Raw genomic sequence first — 16,654 nt, forward strand, 5'->3', positions numbered from 1 at the left:
GACCTCAAGGTGTTCAAGGTAACACGGGTGCTACTGGTATAGGAGTTACCGGACCTACTGGACCTAGCTTCCCAGTAGCGACAATCGTTGTAACAAACAACATCCAACAAACTGTACTCCAATTTAACAACTTCATTTTTCATACAGTATTTAACGCAAACAATATTATCTTCAACGGCACAGATACAGTTACTGTTATCAACGCTGGTATTTATGTAATTAGCGTATCCATCTCTACAACTGCACCAGGATGTGCTCCGCTCGGAGTAGGAATTTCAATAAATGGAGCAGTCGCAACTGACAACTTCTCTTCAAATCTAATAGGCGACTCACTTTCATTTACTACAATTGAAACGTTAGCAGCTAGCACAAATATTTCTGTCAAATCTACCCTTAGCGAAATTACAATTCCCGAAACAGGCAACACTAACATCCGACTTACTGTATTTAGAATCGCTTAAATTTCACTATTTATTGTTTATGACAAATAAAAAAAGAGCGAGAAACTCGCTCTTTTTTTGTTATGTACAATAATTCATTACTACTCTAATTCAATCGAAACATTTTTTTGTGGTACAAATGTAGAAATTGCATGTTTATAAATAAGCTGTTGCTTACCTTCTGTTTCCAGCAGGACTGTAAAATTATCAAATCCTTTAATTAATCCACGAAGCTGGAAACCATTTAATAAGTACAGCGTAACGAACGTATTCTCTTTACGGAGTTGATTTAAAAACTGATCTTGAATATTGATTGATTGCTTCATGTCGAATCCTCCTCTTTTTCTCTACTTACTATTATTCGACTTTAGTTGTAGCTTTCCTTCTATGTATCGTAAAATTTCTGACGTTTTTTCACCATCAGTAACATCGAACCACGCGACATCCATCTTATTACGGAACCACGTTAATTGACGTTTTGCATAACGGCGTGAATTCGTCTTTAATTGTGATACCGCTTCTTCTAAAGATACACGATTCTCAAAATAATCATATATCTCTTTATAACCAATCGCTTGAATAGATTGACAATCTCGCACTCCTCTTTCATGTAGACCTTTTACTTCTTCTAATAAACCTTGTTCAATCATTAGGTTAACACGTAAGTTAATGCGATCGTATAGCATTTCTCGATCCATTGTCAAGCCAATTAATGAAACATCGTACAGTAACTCATTTTCTTGTTTTTCGAGCTGGTTACTCATTTTTTCACCCGTCGTGTGAAAAATTTCTAACGCCCGAATAACACGCCTTACATTATTGGCATGAATACGCTCCGCACTTTCTGGATCTACTTCTTGCAACTTTTTATGTATATATTCCACACCGCGTTCTAATGCTAATTTTTCCATCTGTTCTCGGTATGTAGCGTCCCCAGCCTCATCTGTAAACTGGTAATCGAATAGAACAGATTGTATATAGAGACCGGTTCCACCAACAATAATTGGTAATTTCCCGCGCTCAGTAATTTCTCGAATGCACTTACGGACACGTTCTTGAAATTCCGCCACAGAAAATGAATCTTCCGGATCTTTTATATCAATCATATAATGCGGAATTCCGTCCATCTCATCTGTCGTCACCTTTGCAGTCCCGATATCCATCGTACGATAAATTTGCATGGAATCACCACTAATAACCTCACCATTCAACGCTTTTGCAAGATCGATACTTAATTTCGTCTTCCCGACAGCAGTTGGCCCAATGATGACAGCAACTTTTTCACGTTGCACTTCTCCCATATCATTCAACTCTCTTTATGTAATATACTCCATCTATTGATTATACCCAATCTTACCAATTTTAACGGCATGATTGCAAGTTCTTTGAATCTAGTACATGAAATTATACATAAAAAAAGAGCATAGCTTGTCCAATTCTGCATATACATGATAAAAAATAGCTCGGGAGAGGGTGCAGTGACTATGAAACAAGCGACTATCGATTTTCCATTATTAATAAAAGACCTTATTTTAGCTACCGCTACAAAAGAACAAAATTGTTCACAAGAAGAATTATATTTCGCACTAAATTGTTTACTACGTTCCTTTCATTCTACTCTTCAAGAAACAGCGTTACATCCAGAAAATAAAAATACAGAGTATATGCAAACTCAATTTTGCACCGCGTATAAAATTATTACAGGTAAAACAATTTACCCTTTTCAATAATTCTTATATAAAAAAAGCGGCCGCTTAGACATTTTCAAGCAGCCGTTTTTTATTTTAATAAATTATTTTATAACTTTCACTTTAACGGATTTACGACCCCAACTATCAGCAGTGCCATCTGAACCAACTAAAACGTCAATACGGTTTCCTTTAATCGCGCCACCAGTATCTCCAGCAATTGCTTCTCCATATCCCTCCACCCACACTTTTGATCCAAGAGGAATTACTTTCGGATCAACAGCAATAACCTTCATATTTGGATTCGCTGTTAAATCATGCCCCATCGCAGTTAACACACGACCACCATATGTGCCATTTTCACTCGGATTGGCTGTGTAAGCTGTCGCTTCTACTGTTATTTCACGGCCACCAGCAGGTGCACTTGTTTCAGTAGATTTCGCCACTGGCTTAGCTGCTGGCTTAGCTTGTGCTACTGGTTTACTTGATGCTCCACTTTTAACAGATTCTTTTCCGTTAACTGCCGTATCATTTTTAGCCGGAGTTTTCTCCTTAACTGATGTATCATTTTTAACCGCCGTTTTCTCCTTAGTTGGCGCTTCATCTTGAGCTGGAACTTCTTTTCTTTCAATAACAGGTGCTGTACCTGTTAAAAATGGTACGTGAACATACGCCGCTTTCCCACCATATTCGAATTGTAACCATTCGTTTTGTACTTGATTTGTCGTTTCAATCAAGTCATCTTTTTTAAGCGTGCCAAGAATTTCTGAATCAGTATTCGCTCCAGCACGAACGTTTAATACGTTTGCTGTTACATAATAAGAACTTTTCGTAAACTCAGCACTTACAAACGCTTCTTTGCCATCTAATTTAATTTTGGACCATCCGTTTTCTGTATTTATAACATCTAATTTATTTCCACTTAACATTTTACCTACAAGATTTGATTCTACAGTTGGGTTTTCTCTAACGTTTAATACATCTGTTGTTACAATCGTTTCCGCTTTAGCAGAACCTGCAAAAATCCCAAGACCAAAAACTGCTGCTGTTGCTATACCTAATAATTTTTTCATGAATAGCCTCCATTTGCTTTGTTTTCGTGTTCTCATTATAGCAACAGTTTTTTGTAGAATTTCGAAAATCACACAATTACAAAGCATTCGTAATAAACGATTAATGATTTGTAACATAAATTTCCATATTAAAGAATTGTATTTCCACCAAAATTAGCAATAGTTTTCATATATTTCTCACACATTAGTATAAGAATTTTTTTCCAGAAAAAATTACAGTATTACTTTTTTGTTACAAAAAAATCACTTTTCATTACATCTTTTACCAAAATCCATCATAATCCAATTATTTAATTACTTTTTGTAACGAAAAAGGAACAACTCCTATTAGCTGTCCCTTTTTATCTTTTATTTAACTTTCTTCTTCCAAACACCTATCATAATAGCTGAAACAATCGTCCCAATTAATATAGAGAAAATATATAGCAACGGTTTATTCACTAATGCAATAACAAACAATCCACCATGCGGTGCCGGCAATGTAATTTGGAATAACATAGATAAGGCACCCGCGATACTTGAACCAACAACACAACTTACAATTACACGTACCGGATCAGCAGCGGCAAATGGAATAGCACCTTCTGTAATAAACGACGCTCCCATAATATAATTTGTTAAACCAGATTTACGTTCCGCTTCTGTAAATTTTGTTTTAAAGAATGTAGTTGCTAATGCAATCGCAAGTGGCGGTACCATACCACCAGCCATAACAGCAGAGTGCACTCCAAAATTCTTTGCTTCTATTGCAGCAATACCAAATGTAAATGCAGCTTTATTAATTGGACCCCCCATATCAATTGCCATCATACCACCTAGAATAAGGCCTAATAATATAGCATTCGTACCACTCAAACCATTTAACCATCCTGTTAACATTTCATTTAATGCTACTACAGGCGGATTTACTACTTTTTGCATAACAACTCCTGTAATCAACAATCCAAAGACTGGATATAACAACACAGGTTTAATTCCTTCTAACTGTACTGGTAATCCTGAAAATAATCTTTTCAATCCTAAAACAACATATCCAGCTAAGAAACCAGCAATTAATCCACCTAAAAATCCCGCATTCGCTTGTGCTGCTAAAAACCCACCTACAACACCAGGCATAAAACCAGGTCGATCAGCAATAGAACTCGCGATAAATCCAGCTAAAATTGGTACAAGGAATAAAAACGCACCTGTTTTTCCTCCTCCAATAGACATGAACAATTCAGCTAAAGGTCCTTCTGCTTTAATACCACCAACCGAAAACGCTAGCGCAATTAAAATTCCACCACCAACAACGAACGGCAGCATATTACTTACACCGCTCATTAAATGCTTATAAATTCCCAGCCCTTTTTCTTTCTCTACACTTTCTGCCTCCCCATCCTTTTTTACACCCTTAAAGATTGGTGCATCTTGTTTTACAGCTCGATTAAGAAGGATTTCAGTTTTTCTAATGCCATCAGCAACCGGCACTTGAATGACATGTTTTCCAGCAAAACGGTTCATTTCTACTTGTTTATCTGCCGCAACAATAATCGCTGTTGCGCGTTCAATGTCCTCTTTCGTTAAACCGTTCTTTATACCTGTTGATCCGTTCGTTTCAACTTTAATGGCTATACCTAACTCTGCTGCTTTTGCTTTTAAACTATCCGCAGCCATATATGTGTGAGCGATACCAGTTGGGCAAGCTGTAACAGCTAATACGTATGGTTCATTCCCTTCTGGCTTTGCTACTTCAACTTCTTCTTTTTCATTCTCTTTTTCATCAAATAAACGAAGAAGTTCCTCTTCATCCTTTGCTTCTAATAATTGTTTACGAAAACCTTCATCCATTAATAATGTAGATAGACGCGACAACGTTTCTAAATGAGTATTATTCGCCCCTTCACTTGCAGCAATCATAAAGAATAAATGTGCAGGCTGTCCATCAAGCGACTCATAGTTGATACCGCTTACACTTCTACCAAAACAAATCGATGGTTGTTTAACGGCATTCGTCTTCGCATGAGGTATAGCAATACCTTCACCAATTCCTGTTGTACTTTGTGACTCTCGCTTTAAAATAGCTTCTTTAAATTCAGCTTTATTATTTAAACGATTAGCACCATTTAATTTCTCAACTAATTCATCTATGACAGCTTCTTTATTTGAAGCTGTCATATTCATAATGACTGTATCCCTTTTTAATAGTTCTGTAATTTTCATATGTTGCTTCCCCCTATCGCTTAACTACAACTACTTGCGACAACAATTCTTCTACTTTTTCCTTTGTACATAAATCTGCTGAAAATGCTGTTGCACTCCCCGTTGCAACACCATATTGAAATGCTTTTTCAATATCTTTTGTCTGTTCATATTTACCTACAAATCCTGCAACAAGGGAATCTCCTGCCCCAACTGAATTAATTACAACACCTTTTGGAACAGTTGCTTCATATATACCTTCTGCCGTAAATAATAAAGCTCCATCTCCTGCCATTGATACGATAACGTGCTCTACACCTTGTTCGATTAATTTTCTTCCATACGGTAAAATGGCTTCTACTGTTGAAAGCTCCACCCCGAATAACTCACCAAGTTCATGATGATTTGGCTTTATTAAAAATGGCTTATTTTTAGTTACATACTGCAGTGCACTTCCACTTGCATCTACTACTACATGAATACCTTTTTCGGCTCCAAACGCTGCGATTGATTCATAAAAGGTAGTTGGAATAGAAGAAGGTACACTTCCAGCTAGTACAACACAATCTCCAGATTGCATACTTTCGATTTTTTTCATCAATTGTTCAAATTGCTCATTTGTCACAATAGGACCTTGTCCATTTAACTCTGTTTCTTCTTGCCCTTTTATTTTCACATTAATTCGAGAATCTCCATCTACTTGGACGAAGTTCGTTGTTACACCTTCACCATGCAATACATCTTTAATAAATTGACCAGTAAATCCACCCGTAAATCCAAGCGCTACATTTTCAACACCTAAACGATGAAGAACACGAGAAACATTAATCCCTTTTCCTCCAGGAAACTTCATATCTTTCTCTGCTCGGTTTACTGTTCCTAAATCGAAAGAATTAACTTGTACTACATAATCAATAGATGGGTTTAAAGTAACTGTATAGATCATTGTTTATCAGCCTCAATTACATTGGTTTGTCTTTTATATTTTTCTAAATCAATTTCTAAATGGTTTGTAATAATGCTTGCATCTTCAACATTTGCAATTTTCGCAAACGCAACTTCTGAAAATTTACTTTCATCAATTAAGAAATACCCTTCGTTCGCTAATGTTAATGCCATTTGTTTCAAGAGTGCTTCTTCTGGATCTGGCGTTGTATACCCTAACTGTTCATGTACACCATTAGCTCCTAAAAAACATTTATCAAAACGATACTTCTGCATACTTTCCTGTGCCATAGCACCAATTAAAGCTTTCGTCCTACTCTTCATCATCCCGCCTAATAAATACGCACAAATATTATTTTCAACTAAAGCTTCAATATGCATAAGTCCATTCGTTACGACAGTAACATCTTTGTTTATTAAAAATGGAATCATTTCAAATGTTGTACTTCCTGCATCTAAATAAACGCAATCCCCTTGTTCAACAATACTAGCCGCATACTTGGCAATTTGTTGTTTTATTTGAATGTTTTTGGATGATTTTTCAATCATCGTGGGCTCCTGTCCTTTTCCTGTTAAAACAGATGCACCACCATGAACTCTTTTTAATAACCTTTGTTTTTCCAATTGTGCTAAATCACGACGAATTGTCGACTCAGAGCTTTCTGTTCTTTCCACTAATTGCTGTAATTTAACCACTTTTTGTTCTTTTACAAGTTGTAGTATCATTTGATGACGTTCAGGAGTTAACATCTTCTTCACCTCTTCTTTGATTACAGTATAATGAAAACGATCACAAAAATCAACCACAAACAACCAAAAATAATCATTAACAATCACAATCGGTTATAAACAACAAAAAAGAAACCTATTTGATACAACAATCAAATAGGTTTCTTCTCTCGCTTCACTTATAAAGAAGCTTTATAAATTGCAAGAACATCATCTTTATTTAATTTTTTAAAGTTACCGAATTCACCATAAGCCATCGCTTTATCCGCCATTAAGTCAATTTCACTTTCTCTAATAGCGTAATCAGCTAATGTTACTGGCGCTTCAATCGAAGTCCAAAATTGACGTAATGCCTCAATTCCCTCTAATGCAATCTCTTTATCGGTCTTCCCATCTGTTTCTACATCGAATACACGAATAGCGAACTGTTTAAAACGACTTATATTTTCATCTACAACATGCTTCATCCAGTTCGGGAATAAAATCGCAAGGCCACCCCCATGTGGTATATCATGAACAGCAGAAACTGCATGCTCAATATTATGAGTTGCCCAATCTCCTCTTACTCCCATCGCTAAAATGCCGTTTAACGCCATCGTTCCGCAATATAATATTGTTTCCCTATGCTCATAATTTTCTAAATCACTTAAAAGCTTAGGAGCTGTTTCAATGACTGTTCTTAAAACAGATTCACAATAACGATCTTGTAGTTCTGTATTTGTTCCATGATGGAAATATTGTTCTAATACGTGCGACATAATATCTACCATACCGTAAATTGTTTGATCTTTCGGTACAGACGCAGTATGAACTGGATCTAAGATTGAAAACTGAGGGAATGTAACTGGACTGCCCCAGCCGTACTTTTCATTCGTTTCCCAGTTTGTAATTACAGAGCCTGCATTCATTTCAGAACCTGTTGCCGCAAGAGTGAGTACAGTACCGAACGGTAACGCCTCGCTAGCAAATGATTTTTTCGTTACAATATCCCATACATCTCCATCATATTTACTACCCGCAGCAATCGCTTTCGTACAGTCGATTACACTTCCTCCGCCAACCGCTAAAATAAATTCGACTCCATTGTCTTTACAAATTTGAATCCCTTTCTTTACTGTTGATAAACGAGGATTCGGTTCAACACCCGTCAACTCAAACACTTCCGCATTTATATCCTTTAAAATAGAAATTACATTATCATAAATACCGTTTCTTTTAATACTTCCTCCTCCATATACGAGAAGAACTTTTTTACCGAACTGTGGAATTTCAGTTTTTAACTGCTCTAATTGTTCTTTACCAAAAATAAGTTTTGTTGGATTACGAAATACAAAATTTTGCATATACCTTTACCATCCCTTCCTTATGAAAAGCAACTATACTTTTGTATACCACACTTTTTTAATTTCACAAACAAATTTGCTTAACAAAAAAATCCCAGCCTTAAAGGCTGAGATTTTTTATTGATAATAAGGCGAGATCATTAAGTAAACAATAACACCAGATAAACTTACATATAACCAAATCGGCATCGTCCAACGTACAATTTTACGGTGACGTGTTAATTGATTCGTAAAACCAAATACTAGTGCGAACAATGCAAGTGGTACAATAATCGCCGCAAGGATAATATGTGTAATTAAAATGATGAAATACACATATTTAATGAATCCTTCTCCACCGAAATGTGTTGCTGGTGCTAAGTAATGGTACGATAAATACGAAACACAAAATAGTAAAGTCGTTGTAAATGCTGCCAGGATAAAACCACGGTGCATTTTTACATTCTTTTTAATAATAGAGAATAAAGCTGCTAATAAAAATACAAACGTAAAACTATTAAAGATTGCATTTAACATTGGTAAAATTGTTACATCAAAATGTACTTCTCCTTCATAGCCAACAGGTCCAAAGAACAAAAATAATATAATCGCATTTACAATTACAGAAAGCGTTATCACAATAGGAGCATAGCTTTTCTGATTTGTTGATTGATCCACCAAAATGGTCACTCCCTCTTCCTTCAAATATGTATACGTAACCTCACTATTTTAACATATTATTCACAGTGTAAATGTGACAATAGTTTGACACAGCAAGACAAGGCAAAGAAAAAATCCTTCTTAATAAAACTTCTTAAGAAGGATTTTATCGCTTTATTATTTAAATAGCAATGCAATTAGTTTTTGTTAAAAAACGTATTGCTATACGCTTGATATATTTCAGACACTTGATATCCCATTAGTGAAATTGCTGTTAATGAAAAGAAACCAATCATAAGAAATCGAAACCACATATAAATCTCCTCCTTGTATTTAGCTTAAAAAACGTTAGCTATCTTACAAGTTAAGTGGCACTCTTCTTCATCACTTTCTTTCCTCTTCACAATCGCTGTTATAAAACGAATCATAAAGAATATAACAAAAGGAATTTGTTTATCATTTATATTGGCATAGTTTAGTAACGGCTCTCTTTGCAAATCGAACGGAGATGAGAAGGAATAGAACATACCTTGCTCTTCCATATATACGATTACAATCTTCATACAAAATACTATCCCGAGAAACGAAACAATATCTTGCCATTCTGTCGTATATAACAGGTTATACAGCTCTAATACGTACTCTTCCATCGTCATCCCCCCTTCCTTTTTTATCATTTTGCTCTCCTTCATATAAAAAGTCAAGAAAAAAGTTTATTTTCACTATGCTAATAGTAATTACTTGTTTCTTTACTTATATATGAATCTTTTCTAGCAATGATTGGATATACCATTCTTCGAAAACAAGATATCATAGGAAGTTCGATAGCCGAATTCATGCTATAGGTAAAATAATATGTGACGTCAAGAACAAGGCGCTAAAACATCGGAACACGAATCTGTACGGTATGCTGATAGTACCTAGCTCACGAACCTATATGGTCTGTCGTGAGAGTGGTGATGGCACACCGCAATCTTGCACGTCAGCGATACCAGAAATGGACTTCTCCTTTGGTAACAAGAATCCCACTGACATTAGTCAACTTGCCCCTTTAAGGGTGGGAGTGTCAAATAACCTATTGTTGTTTTTTATTTATGCAAATTACTCTGTCGTATTCACATCTAAAGTTTTAAGAGATTCTTTTCCATCTCTCAAATAACTATTTACGAGACTTAAAAGTAACTTCCCACCAACCAACATCGCACGTTCATCAAAATCAAATTGAGGATGATGATGTTGGTATGTTGTTCCTATTTCTTCATTACCCGCATCTGTAAAGAAAAATGCTCCTGGAACATGTTCTAAATAATATGCAAAATCTTCTCCACCCATAATCGGTGGTACTTCAATAACTCTGTCTCTTCCAAGATCACGTTTCGCAATCTCCATAAAATGACTCGTTTCATCTAAATGATTTATTAATATTGGATAACCGCGTTTATATTGAATATTAACTTCAGCATGAAGAGACTGACAAATCCCCTCAACAACTCGTTTAAATTCCTTCTCCATAAATTCTCTCACTTCAGGATTTAACGTCCGAATTGTCCCTGTAAATGTAGCAGTATCCGCAATAATATTATCTGCTTGACCAGCATGGAATGTACCAACTGTTACTACAGCAGATTGCAACGGATCTACTTTTCTACTAACTAAAAGTTGCAATTGATTAATAACTTGTGTTGCAACGATAATGGCATCTACAGTATGATGCGGCATACCGCCGTGACCGCCTCTCCCTTGAATCTTCACTTCAAAAGTATCAGCTGCGGCCATCATTGCTCCAGCTTTCGCCCCAACAATTCCTACAGGCATTTGAGAAGATAAATGTGTGCCAAAAACAACAATTACCCCTCTTCCCCCGACATCTGTTTTCACATCAATATGAAAACTTTTTAAGATTTCAGCTATTTTTTTCGGTGTTTCTATTTCTTGAAACGATAGCTCTGGGTATTGATGAAAATCTCTTCGCCACGAAACCATTTGGTTATATAAACTTTCCAATTCTTTATGCCATGTTTCTATCATAAAAATTCCCCTTTCTTTTTAACACCTTAAACAAAAATACAAAATACTCTGTATTTAATAAATAAAAAAAGAGAACTTTCTTTAAAAGTACTCTTAATTCTCCAAAATATGAAACGTTCTACTTTAGTTACTACTTTGCTTCAATACAAAAACTGAAAATTCAGGTAAACTCCAAAATCTAACAGGCATTCGCGTCGTCCCAATACCGCGATTTACATATAAATGTAATGGCTTACTCTTTCCTTCTAATTCATACATTCCTTCAACATACTTCTCTGCTAATTTTGTGGTAATTAAAGGACCTACAAAAGGAATCTGAACTTGTCCTCCGTGACTATGTCCTGAGATTTGAAAATCAACTGGATAACAAGCTACTTTATCTACAACATCAGGCTCATGTACTAATAACATATTGAAATCTTGTTGTCTTAAGTTTTTTAAAGTCGAGTCTATTTGTGGTTTCCCTAATAAGAAATCATCCAAACCTGATATTGTAATATACTTGCCATTTTCCACTTTAATTTTCTGCACGTCATTTACTAAAACAAAAAAACCCGCTTCCTCCATGTACCTTTTGTAGAATAAACTACCGCCCCCGCCTCTATCATGATTCCCAAACACAGCATACTTTCCGAGAGGAGCATGAATTTTCCTCAAAATTTCTTTCGCCTCTTCTCTTTCCTCATTATAAGATCCGAACTTATCTATTAAATCCCCTGTAAAAACTACTATATCTGGACGTAACTCATTCATTTTCTCCACCAAATTATCTAGTTGCTTTAGTGTAAACTCTGGCCCTAAATGCACATCTGAGAATTGCAATATCTTTTTATTGTTAAACTCTTTAGGAATCGTAGGAGCTTCTATTTCATTCCACGTGACCGATACTAATCTTCGTTCTATTTCTGTTGCATAGAAATACAAGCTTATTGGAATCATTAATATACTTATGAGACTAATAATAAATTTCTTTAAGATTGATTTTTTCCGCTCTTTTTTTACATGATGCGTATTCATATTTTCACCTCTAGATGTACTTTAAAACCTTTTTGTTACATTGATGTGACAACATGAAAAAACGATACGAATTTCAATTTTTTCGTAAATATATCTGCGTACACTTGTTCTCTGAACTTTTATACGTTATAATAACAACTTAAATAGCATTATTTACATATGAGGTGAAAACATGAATAAAACAGAATTAATCAAAAACGTAGCGCAATCAGCTGAAATTTCTCAAAAAGAAGCTACTGTAGTTTTACAAACTGTAGTAGAATCAATCACTAACTCTTTAGCTGCTGGCGAAAAAGTACAACTTATCGGATTCGGTACATTTGAAGTTCGCGAAAGAGCTGCTCGTACAGGCCGTAACCCACAAACGGGTGAAGAAATGCAAATCGCAGCTTCTAAAGTACCTGCTTTTAAAGCTGGTAAAGAACTAAAAGAAGCTGTAAAATAATGAAAAATAGCCTTCTCATTTATGAGAAGGCTATTTTTTTCATTATATAATTAATAAAAATCTGACCATTATGCTGCTTATTTTGTTCCTTTATGCAAATATAACCTTTACTTTCAAAGAAAGGTTTTGCTGTAATACTTGCCTCTGTATATATATCCCTATGTTCTAGCTTCATTACTTCTTTTTCTAACTTTTGTAATATATAAGAAGCTATCCCTTTCCCTTGATAATCTTTATGTGTAAACAAACGATTTATGTAATGTTCATCATTATAATCCCCAAATCCAACTATCACACCGTTGTTATCCGCTACATAACTAATATTCTTTTCTAAAGACTTTAGCCAACTTTCTCTATTTAGTCGCTTTGGTGCCCATGCCTGTAGCTGTAACGTATTATAATCTTGTGCATTAACCGTATGAACCGTTTCATAGAACAATTGTAATACTTGCTCTAAATCCTCTTTCTGGAATGTTCTAATTTTAATATCTTTAAACATATGCAAAACTCCTTATCAAACTAACTCTTCTATTTCGGTTATCCGGATAATTATTTCGTGTTTATTTTTGAAACAGTTTCTTCCACTATATAAGATTCACTACTTCTGCTCTTTCTATATTAGATCGATCTTTCCTTCTAAACGAACAATAAACAATACTTATACAAAGTATTGTTTATTGTAAAAAAGCATATTAAATTCGTTTTATAGCTGAAAGTGTTTAAGATTTCAATTTAACTCTTTGCAATCTTAATGCATTTAATACGACTGATACAGAACTAAACGCCATCGCTGCACCTGCAACCCAAGGAGCTAAGAAACCGAGCGCCGCAATTGGAATTCCTAGGCCGTTATAAGCTAATGCCCAGAATAAATTTTGCTTAATATTTCTAATCGTCATTTTACTCATGAAAATTGCATCAGCAATACTATTTAAATCGCCACGGATTAACGTAATATCCGCTGCTTCCATTGCTACATCTGTTCCTGTTCCAATTGCCATTCCAATGTCCGCTGTAGCAAGAGCAGGAGCATCATTAATTCCATCTCCAACCATAGCCACTTTCTTACCACTAGCTTGAAGTTTCTTCACTTCTTCTGCTTTTCCTTCTGGTAATACTTCTGCAATTACGTGATCAATACCAACTTGCTTTGCAATTGCCTGAGCAGTTTGTGTATTATCTCCTGTAATCATAACGACATCTAGACCCATTTTCTTAAGTCTTGCAATTGCTGCTTTTGAAGTATCCTTTACAGTATCTGCAACAGCAACAATTCCAGCATATTCCTTATCTATCGCTATAAGCATTGCCGTTTTTCCTTCTCGCTCTAGTTCTTCCATCGCTTTAGAAACTTCTTCAATATCAATATTAAACTTCTTCATTAATCGGCGTGTACCAATTAATAACTGTTTCCCTTCTACAACCGACTCAATACCAAAGCCAGGAATTGCTTCAAACGTTTCTGAACTTGAGATATCAATTCCCTTTTCTTTAATTCCTTCTACAATTGCTTCTGCAAGTGGATGTTCAGAATTTCTTTCTGCTGCACCAACTAATTTTAATATTTCCTTCTCATCAAATCCATCTGCCACAATTATATCAGTTAATACCGGTTTTCCATTTGTCACTGTACCCGTTTTATCTAAAATAATCGTGTCTAATCTGTGCGTCGCTTCTAAATGCTCTCCACCTTTAAATAAAATACCGTATTCAGCTGATCTTCCTGATCCCGCCATAATAGATGTAGGTGTTGCAAGACCTAATGCACATGGACAAGCGATAACAAGCACTGCTATCATTTTCTCAAGTGCTCCTCCAAAATCACCAGGTGTAACAAATATCATCCATACCGCAAATGTGATTATAGCAATCACAACTACAACAGGTACGAAAATACCTGAAATTTGATCAGCTACCCTTTGAATAGGAGCTTTCGAACCTTGAGCCTCTTCCACTACTTTAATAATTTGAGCTAATGCAGTGTCTCTTCCTACCTTAGTTGCCTTAACTTTTAAAAATCCATTTTTATTCATTGTAGAACCGATTACTACATCCCCAATTGTTTTATCAACTGGAATACTCTCGCCTGTTAACATCGATTCATCTATCGCTGATTTTCCTTCTACAATTTCTCCATCTACTGGGATTTTTTCACCAGGTTTAACATAGACAACATCACCAGCTACCACTTCTTCGATTAAAATTTTCATTTCTGTGCCATCTCGCACAACTGTGGCAGTTTTCGCTTGTAATCCCATCAACTTTTTAATAGCTTCTGATGAACGCCCTTTTGCTTTCGCCTCAAATAATTTACCTAAAATAATTAAAGTAATAAGTACCGCGCTCGTTTCAAAATATAAATCTGTCATATGTTCTGAAGAACCAATTGATTGAATACTTAAATAAATACTATAGAAATAAGCTGCGGACGTTCCAAGTGCCACAAGAACATCCATGTTTGCACTTTTATTGCGTAACGCTTTATAAGCACCAATATAAAACTGGCCTCCAATTATAAACTGTACTGGAGTTGCAAGAGCCAGCTGCACCCATGGGTTCATAAGCATATCAGGTAAATAAATAAAAGATGTAAATGAAAAATGACTCACCATTGCCCACAATAACGGAAATGATAAAATAAACGAAAAAATAAACTTCTTCTTTTGTCGCTCAATTTCTTTTAAGCGGTGATCTGTTGATGAATCTTGCTCATCCGATTTCACTTCTAATTTATATCCTAATTTTGTGATTGTACTCTTCATCTCATTTACACTGATTTCATTAGGGTTAAAGTCTACTGTAGCTGATTCTAAAGCGAAATTTACTGTCGCCTTGTTCACACCATCTAGTTTATTTAAACGCTTTTCCACTTTATTCGCACACGCTGCGCATGTCATTCCCGAAACGGTAAACTCCGCTTTATCACTTACAATGCCATATCCTAACGATTCAACTTTTTCTTTAAATTCTTTCGGGTTTGTTTTAGTTGGATCGTACAAAATTTTCGTTTTTTCAAGTGCAAAATTCACATTTGCATCCTGCACACCTTCTACTTTTTTAAGACCTTTTTCAATTCTATTTGCACATGCTGCACATGTCATGCCTGATATTTGGAGATTGGCCTCTTTTTGTTCATTCATGTCTCTCACCTCTATATACCCTTATAAGGTATAATTTTTAGCAAAATAAATCGTACTCCATATAAAGTACGATTTATTTCCATATTAAAAATTATTATTGAACGTCATAGCCTTGATCTTCAATTACAACAACGATATCTTTTAACGTTACAACTGATGAGTCGATAGTAACTTCAACAGTTCCTTCTGCTAATTGAACTTTTACTTGCTCAACGCCGTTTAGTTCTTTCACATTACTTTCAATAGAATTTACACAATGCCCACAAGACATACCCTCAACTTTTAATGTTAACTGTTCCATTTAAAATCCTCCTCTTGTTTCTTCATTGTTTGTTAATCACAACTACATCTTACCATACCCCCCTAAGGTAATCAATGGTTTTGCATAATGATTTTAAAATTTTTCTAAAACCTTTATTTTTTCTTTATTCCACGCATCAATTTTTATAACATCTGTCCCTACCCCATATACGAATAAAAACCAAGCTAGTCAAATACTAGCTTGGTTTTTATGCTTTTGAAAAACGTTCAAAAACGGTCATTAATTCTTCAATCGCTTCGTCACCATTCCCGTTTTTAATAGCTCCTGAAACACAATGATTTGTATGATTTTTTAAGACGCCCATTCCTACTTTTTTCATCGCTGCATTGATCGCTGAAATTTGCACTAGAATATCAACACAATAACGATCATTTTCAATCATATTTTGAATACCACGAACTTGTCCTTCAATTCTCTTCAATCTATTTATAATTTGCTCTTTTTCTTTTTCTGATCTATGCATAGCCGTTGTTTCATTCTCTTTATGATCCATATTATCACCTTCTTAAAGTTTCTCTTCATCCTATAAAAACAAATACTTTTTACGAGTATACCAATTATAGCATTAAATATCTATGTAATGATACCCTCTATGAGTATCTTATCTTTATATGATTATTCTTAACAAATACTTAGCTTCTCAATCCAAATTATCACTATACCC

At 35.2% G+C, this 16,654-nt stretch carries 18 protein-coding genes; 3 read left to right on the forward strand and 15 right to left on the reverse strand.

Features of this window, described 5'->3' with window-relative positions; genetic code table 11:
• A partial coding sequence (locus V7038_RS23770; protein WP_335695731.1) for a Gly-Xaa-Xaa repeat protein occupies positions 1-461 on the forward strand: 461 nt, incomplete at its 5' end.
• An 80-nt stretch (positions 462-541) separates the two neighbouring features.
• On the opposite strand, the gene hfq is transcribed toward V7038_RS23770, so the two are convergent.
• The gene (gene hfq, locus V7038_RS23775; protein WP_000813896.1) at positions 542-766 is read right to left on the reverse strand and encodes an RNA chaperone Hfq; all 225 of its coding nucleotides are present in this window, start codon (positions 764-766) and stop codon (positions 542-544) included.
• A gap of 21 nt (positions 767-787) precedes the next feature.
• Positions 788-1,741, reverse strand: coding sequence for a tRNA (adenosine(37)-N6)-dimethylallyltransferase MiaA (gene miaA, locus V7038_RS23780; RefSeq protein ID WP_199692793.1), 954 nt, complete (start codon positions 1,739-1,741; stop codon positions 788-790).
• 183 nt (positions 1,742-1,924) lie between these two features.
• Here miaA and V7038_RS23785 point away from each other — a divergent pair, with 183 nt between their 5' ends.
• A complete protein-coding gene (locus V7038_RS23785) occupies positions 1,925-2,170 on the forward strand; it encodes a hypothetical protein (protein ID WP_002199601.1) in 246 nt (81 codons plus the stop codon).
• 62 nt (positions 2,171-2,232) lie between these two features.
• On the opposite strand, the gene entD is transcribed toward V7038_RS23785, so the two are convergent.
• From entD to V7038_RS23830, 9 genes are all read right to left on the reverse strand, one after another.
• A complete protein-coding gene (entD, locus tag V7038_RS23790; RefSeq protein ID WP_199692794.1) occupies positions 2,233-3,201 on the reverse strand; it encodes a cell wall-binding protein EntD in 969 nt (322 codons plus the stop codon).
• 348 nt (positions 3,202-3,549) lie between these two features.
• Positions 3,550-5,403: a PTS fructose transporter subunit IIABC gene (locus V7038_RS23795; protein WP_002111267.1), complete on the reverse strand. Its 1,854-nt coding sequence runs from the start codon at positions 5,401-5,403 to the stop codon at positions 3,550-3,552.
• Between the two features lie 13 nt (positions 5,404-5,416).
• The gene (pfkB, locus tag V7038_RS23800) at positions 5,417-6,328 is read right to left on the reverse strand and encodes a 1-phosphofructokinase (RefSeq protein WP_002111268.1); all 912 of its coding nucleotides are present in this window, start codon (positions 6,326-6,328) and stop codon (positions 5,417-5,419) included.
• Complete coding sequence (locus V7038_RS23805; RefSeq protein ID WP_002111269.1) at positions 6,325-7,077, reverse strand: DeoR/GlpR family DNA-binding transcription regulator; 753 nt, start codon at positions 7,075-7,077, stop codon at positions 6,325-6,327. The genes pfkB and V7038_RS23805 overlap by 4 nt, the downstream gene beginning before the upstream one ends.
• Before the next feature lie 158 nt (positions 7,078-7,235).
• Positions 7,236-8,399, reverse strand: coding sequence for an iron-containing alcohol dehydrogenase (locus V7038_RS23810; protein WP_033714014.1), 1,164 nt, complete (start codon positions 8,397-8,399; stop codon positions 7,236-7,238).
• A 117-nt stretch (positions 8,400-8,516) separates the two neighbouring features.
• A complete protein-coding gene (locus V7038_RS23815) occupies positions 8,517-9,059 on the reverse strand; it encodes a DUF420 domain-containing protein (RefSeq protein ID WP_000228315.1) in 543 nt (180 codons plus the stop codon).
• Between the two features lie 317 nt (positions 9,060-9,376).
• The gene (locus V7038_RS23820) at positions 9,377-9,715 is read right to left on the reverse strand and encodes a hypothetical protein (protein WP_002111271.1); all 339 of its coding nucleotides are present in this window, start codon (positions 9,713-9,715) and stop codon (positions 9,377-9,379) included.
• Between the two features lie 424 nt (positions 9,716-10,139).
• On the reverse strand, positions 10,140-11,066 hold the full coding sequence (locus tag V7038_RS23825) for a M20 metallopeptidase family protein (RefSeq protein WP_335695732.1): 927 nt from the start codon (positions 11,064-11,066) through the stop codon (positions 10,140-10,142).
• A 123-nt stretch (positions 11,067-11,189) separates the two neighbouring features.
• A complete protein-coding gene (locus V7038_RS23830) occupies positions 11,190-12,083 on the reverse strand; it encodes a metallophosphoesterase (RefSeq protein WP_070139846.1) in 894 nt (297 codons plus the stop codon).
• 172 nt (positions 12,084-12,255) lie between these two features.
• Here V7038_RS23830 and V7038_RS23835 point away from each other — a divergent pair, with 172 nt between their 5' ends.
• Positions 12,256-12,528 (forward strand): HU family DNA-binding protein, encoded by a 273-nt coding sequence (locus V7038_RS23835; protein ID WP_002111275.1) that lies wholly within the window; start codon positions 12,256-12,258, stop codon positions 12,526-12,528.
• Positions 12,529-12,547: 19 nt separating this feature from the next.
• Here the strand turns inward: V7038_RS23835 and V7038_RS23840 are convergent, their stop codons facing one another.
• The 4 genes from V7038_RS23840 to V7038_RS23855 form a co-directional block, all read right to left on the reverse strand.
• Positions 12,548-13,027 (reverse strand): GNAT family N-acetyltransferase, encoded by a 480-nt coding sequence (locus V7038_RS23840; RefSeq protein WP_002160820.1) that lies wholly within the window; start codon positions 13,025-13,027, stop codon positions 12,548-12,550.
• Between the two features lie 220 nt (positions 13,028-13,247).
• Positions 13,248-15,668, reverse strand: coding sequence for a heavy metal translocating P-type ATPase (locus tag V7038_RS23845; RefSeq protein WP_199692795.1), 2,421 nt, complete (start codon positions 15,666-15,668; stop codon positions 13,248-13,250).
• A gap of 94 nt (positions 15,669-15,762) precedes the next feature.
• Positions 15,763-15,969, reverse strand: coding sequence for a copper chaperone CopZ (copZ, locus tag V7038_RS23850; protein ID WP_002111278.1), 207 nt, complete (start codon positions 15,967-15,969; stop codon positions 15,763-15,765).
• A gap of 208 nt (positions 15,970-16,177) precedes the next feature.
• Positions 16,178-16,483 (reverse strand): metal-sensing transcriptional repressor, encoded by a 306-nt coding sequence (locus V7038_RS23855; protein ID WP_002111279.1) that lies wholly within the window; start codon positions 16,481-16,483, stop codon positions 16,178-16,180.
• Between the last annotated feature and the right edge of the window lie 171 nt (positions 16,484-16,654).

Source organism: Bacillus sp. JJ783, assembly GCF_036963225.1.
GTDB classification, from domain to species: Bacteria; Bacillota; Bacilli; order Bacillales; family Bacillaceae_G; genus Bacillus_A; species Bacillus_A cereus_U.

What these genes read in the sequence shown, in the direction of transcription:
- entD (WP_199692794.1), bottom strand. Translation starts at nt 3,201, where the DNA reads ATGAAAAAATTATTAGGTATAGCAACAGCAGCAGTTTTTGGTCTTGGG.
- pfkB (WP_002111268.1), bottom strand. Translation starts at nt 6,328, where the DNA reads ATGATCTATACAGTTACTTTAAACCCATCTATTGATTATGTAGTACAA.
- hfq (WP_000813896.1), bottom strand. Translation starts at nt 766, where the DNA reads ATGAAGCAATCAATCAATATTCAAGATCAGTTTTTAAATCAACTCCGT.
- V7038_RS23795 (WP_002111267.1), bottom strand. Translation starts at nt 5,403, where the DNA reads ATGAAAATTACAGAACTATTAAAAAGGGATACAGTCATTATGAATATG.
- V7038_RS23825 (WP_335695732.1), bottom strand. Translation starts at nt 11,066, where the DNA reads ATGATAGAAACATGGCATAAAGAATTGGAAAGTTTATATAACCAAATG.
- V7038_RS23785 (WP_002199601.1), top strand. Translation starts at nt 1,925, where the DNA reads ATGAAACAAGCGACTATCGATTTTCCATTATTAATAAAAGACCTTATT.
- V7038_RS23840 (WP_002160820.1), bottom strand. Translation starts at nt 13,027, where the DNA reads ATGTTTAAAGATATTAAAATTAGAACATTCCAGAAAGAGGATTTAGAG.
- miaA (WP_199692793.1), bottom strand. Translation starts at nt 1,741, where the DNA reads ATGGGAGAAGTGCAACGTGAAAAAGTTGCTGTCATCATTGGGCCAACT.
- V7038_RS23835 (WP_002111275.1), top strand. Translation starts at nt 12,256, where the DNA reads ATGAATAAAACAGAATTAATCAAAAACGTAGCGCAATCAGCTGAAATT.
- V7038_RS23810 (WP_033714014.1), bottom strand. Translation starts at nt 8,399, where the DNA reads ATGCAAAATTTTGTATTTCGTAATCCAACAAAACTTATTTTTGGTAAA.
- V7038_RS23845 (WP_199692795.1), bottom strand. Translation starts at nt 15,668, where the DNA reads ATGAATGAACAAAAAGAGGCCAATCTCCAAATATCAGGCATGACATGT.
- V7038_RS23855 (WP_002111279.1), bottom strand. Translation starts at nt 16,483, where the DNA reads ATGGATCATAAAGAGAATGAAACAACGGCTATGCATAGATCAGAAAAA.
- V7038_RS23830 (WP_070139846.1), bottom strand. Translation starts at nt 12,083, where the DNA reads ATGAATACGCATCATGTAAAAAAAGAGCGGAAAAAATCAATCTTAAAG.
- V7038_RS23805 (WP_002111269.1), bottom strand. Translation starts at nt 7,077, where the DNA reads ATGTTAACTCCTGAACGTCATCAAATGATACTACAACTTGTAAAAGAA.
- V7038_RS23820 (WP_002111271.1), bottom strand. Translation starts at nt 9,715, where the DNA reads ATGATAAAAAAGGAAGGGGGGATGACGATGGAAGAGTACGTATTAGAG.
- copZ (WP_002111278.1), bottom strand. Translation starts at nt 15,969, where the DNA reads ATGGAACAGTTAACATTAAAAGTTGAGGGTATGTCTTGTGGGCATTGT.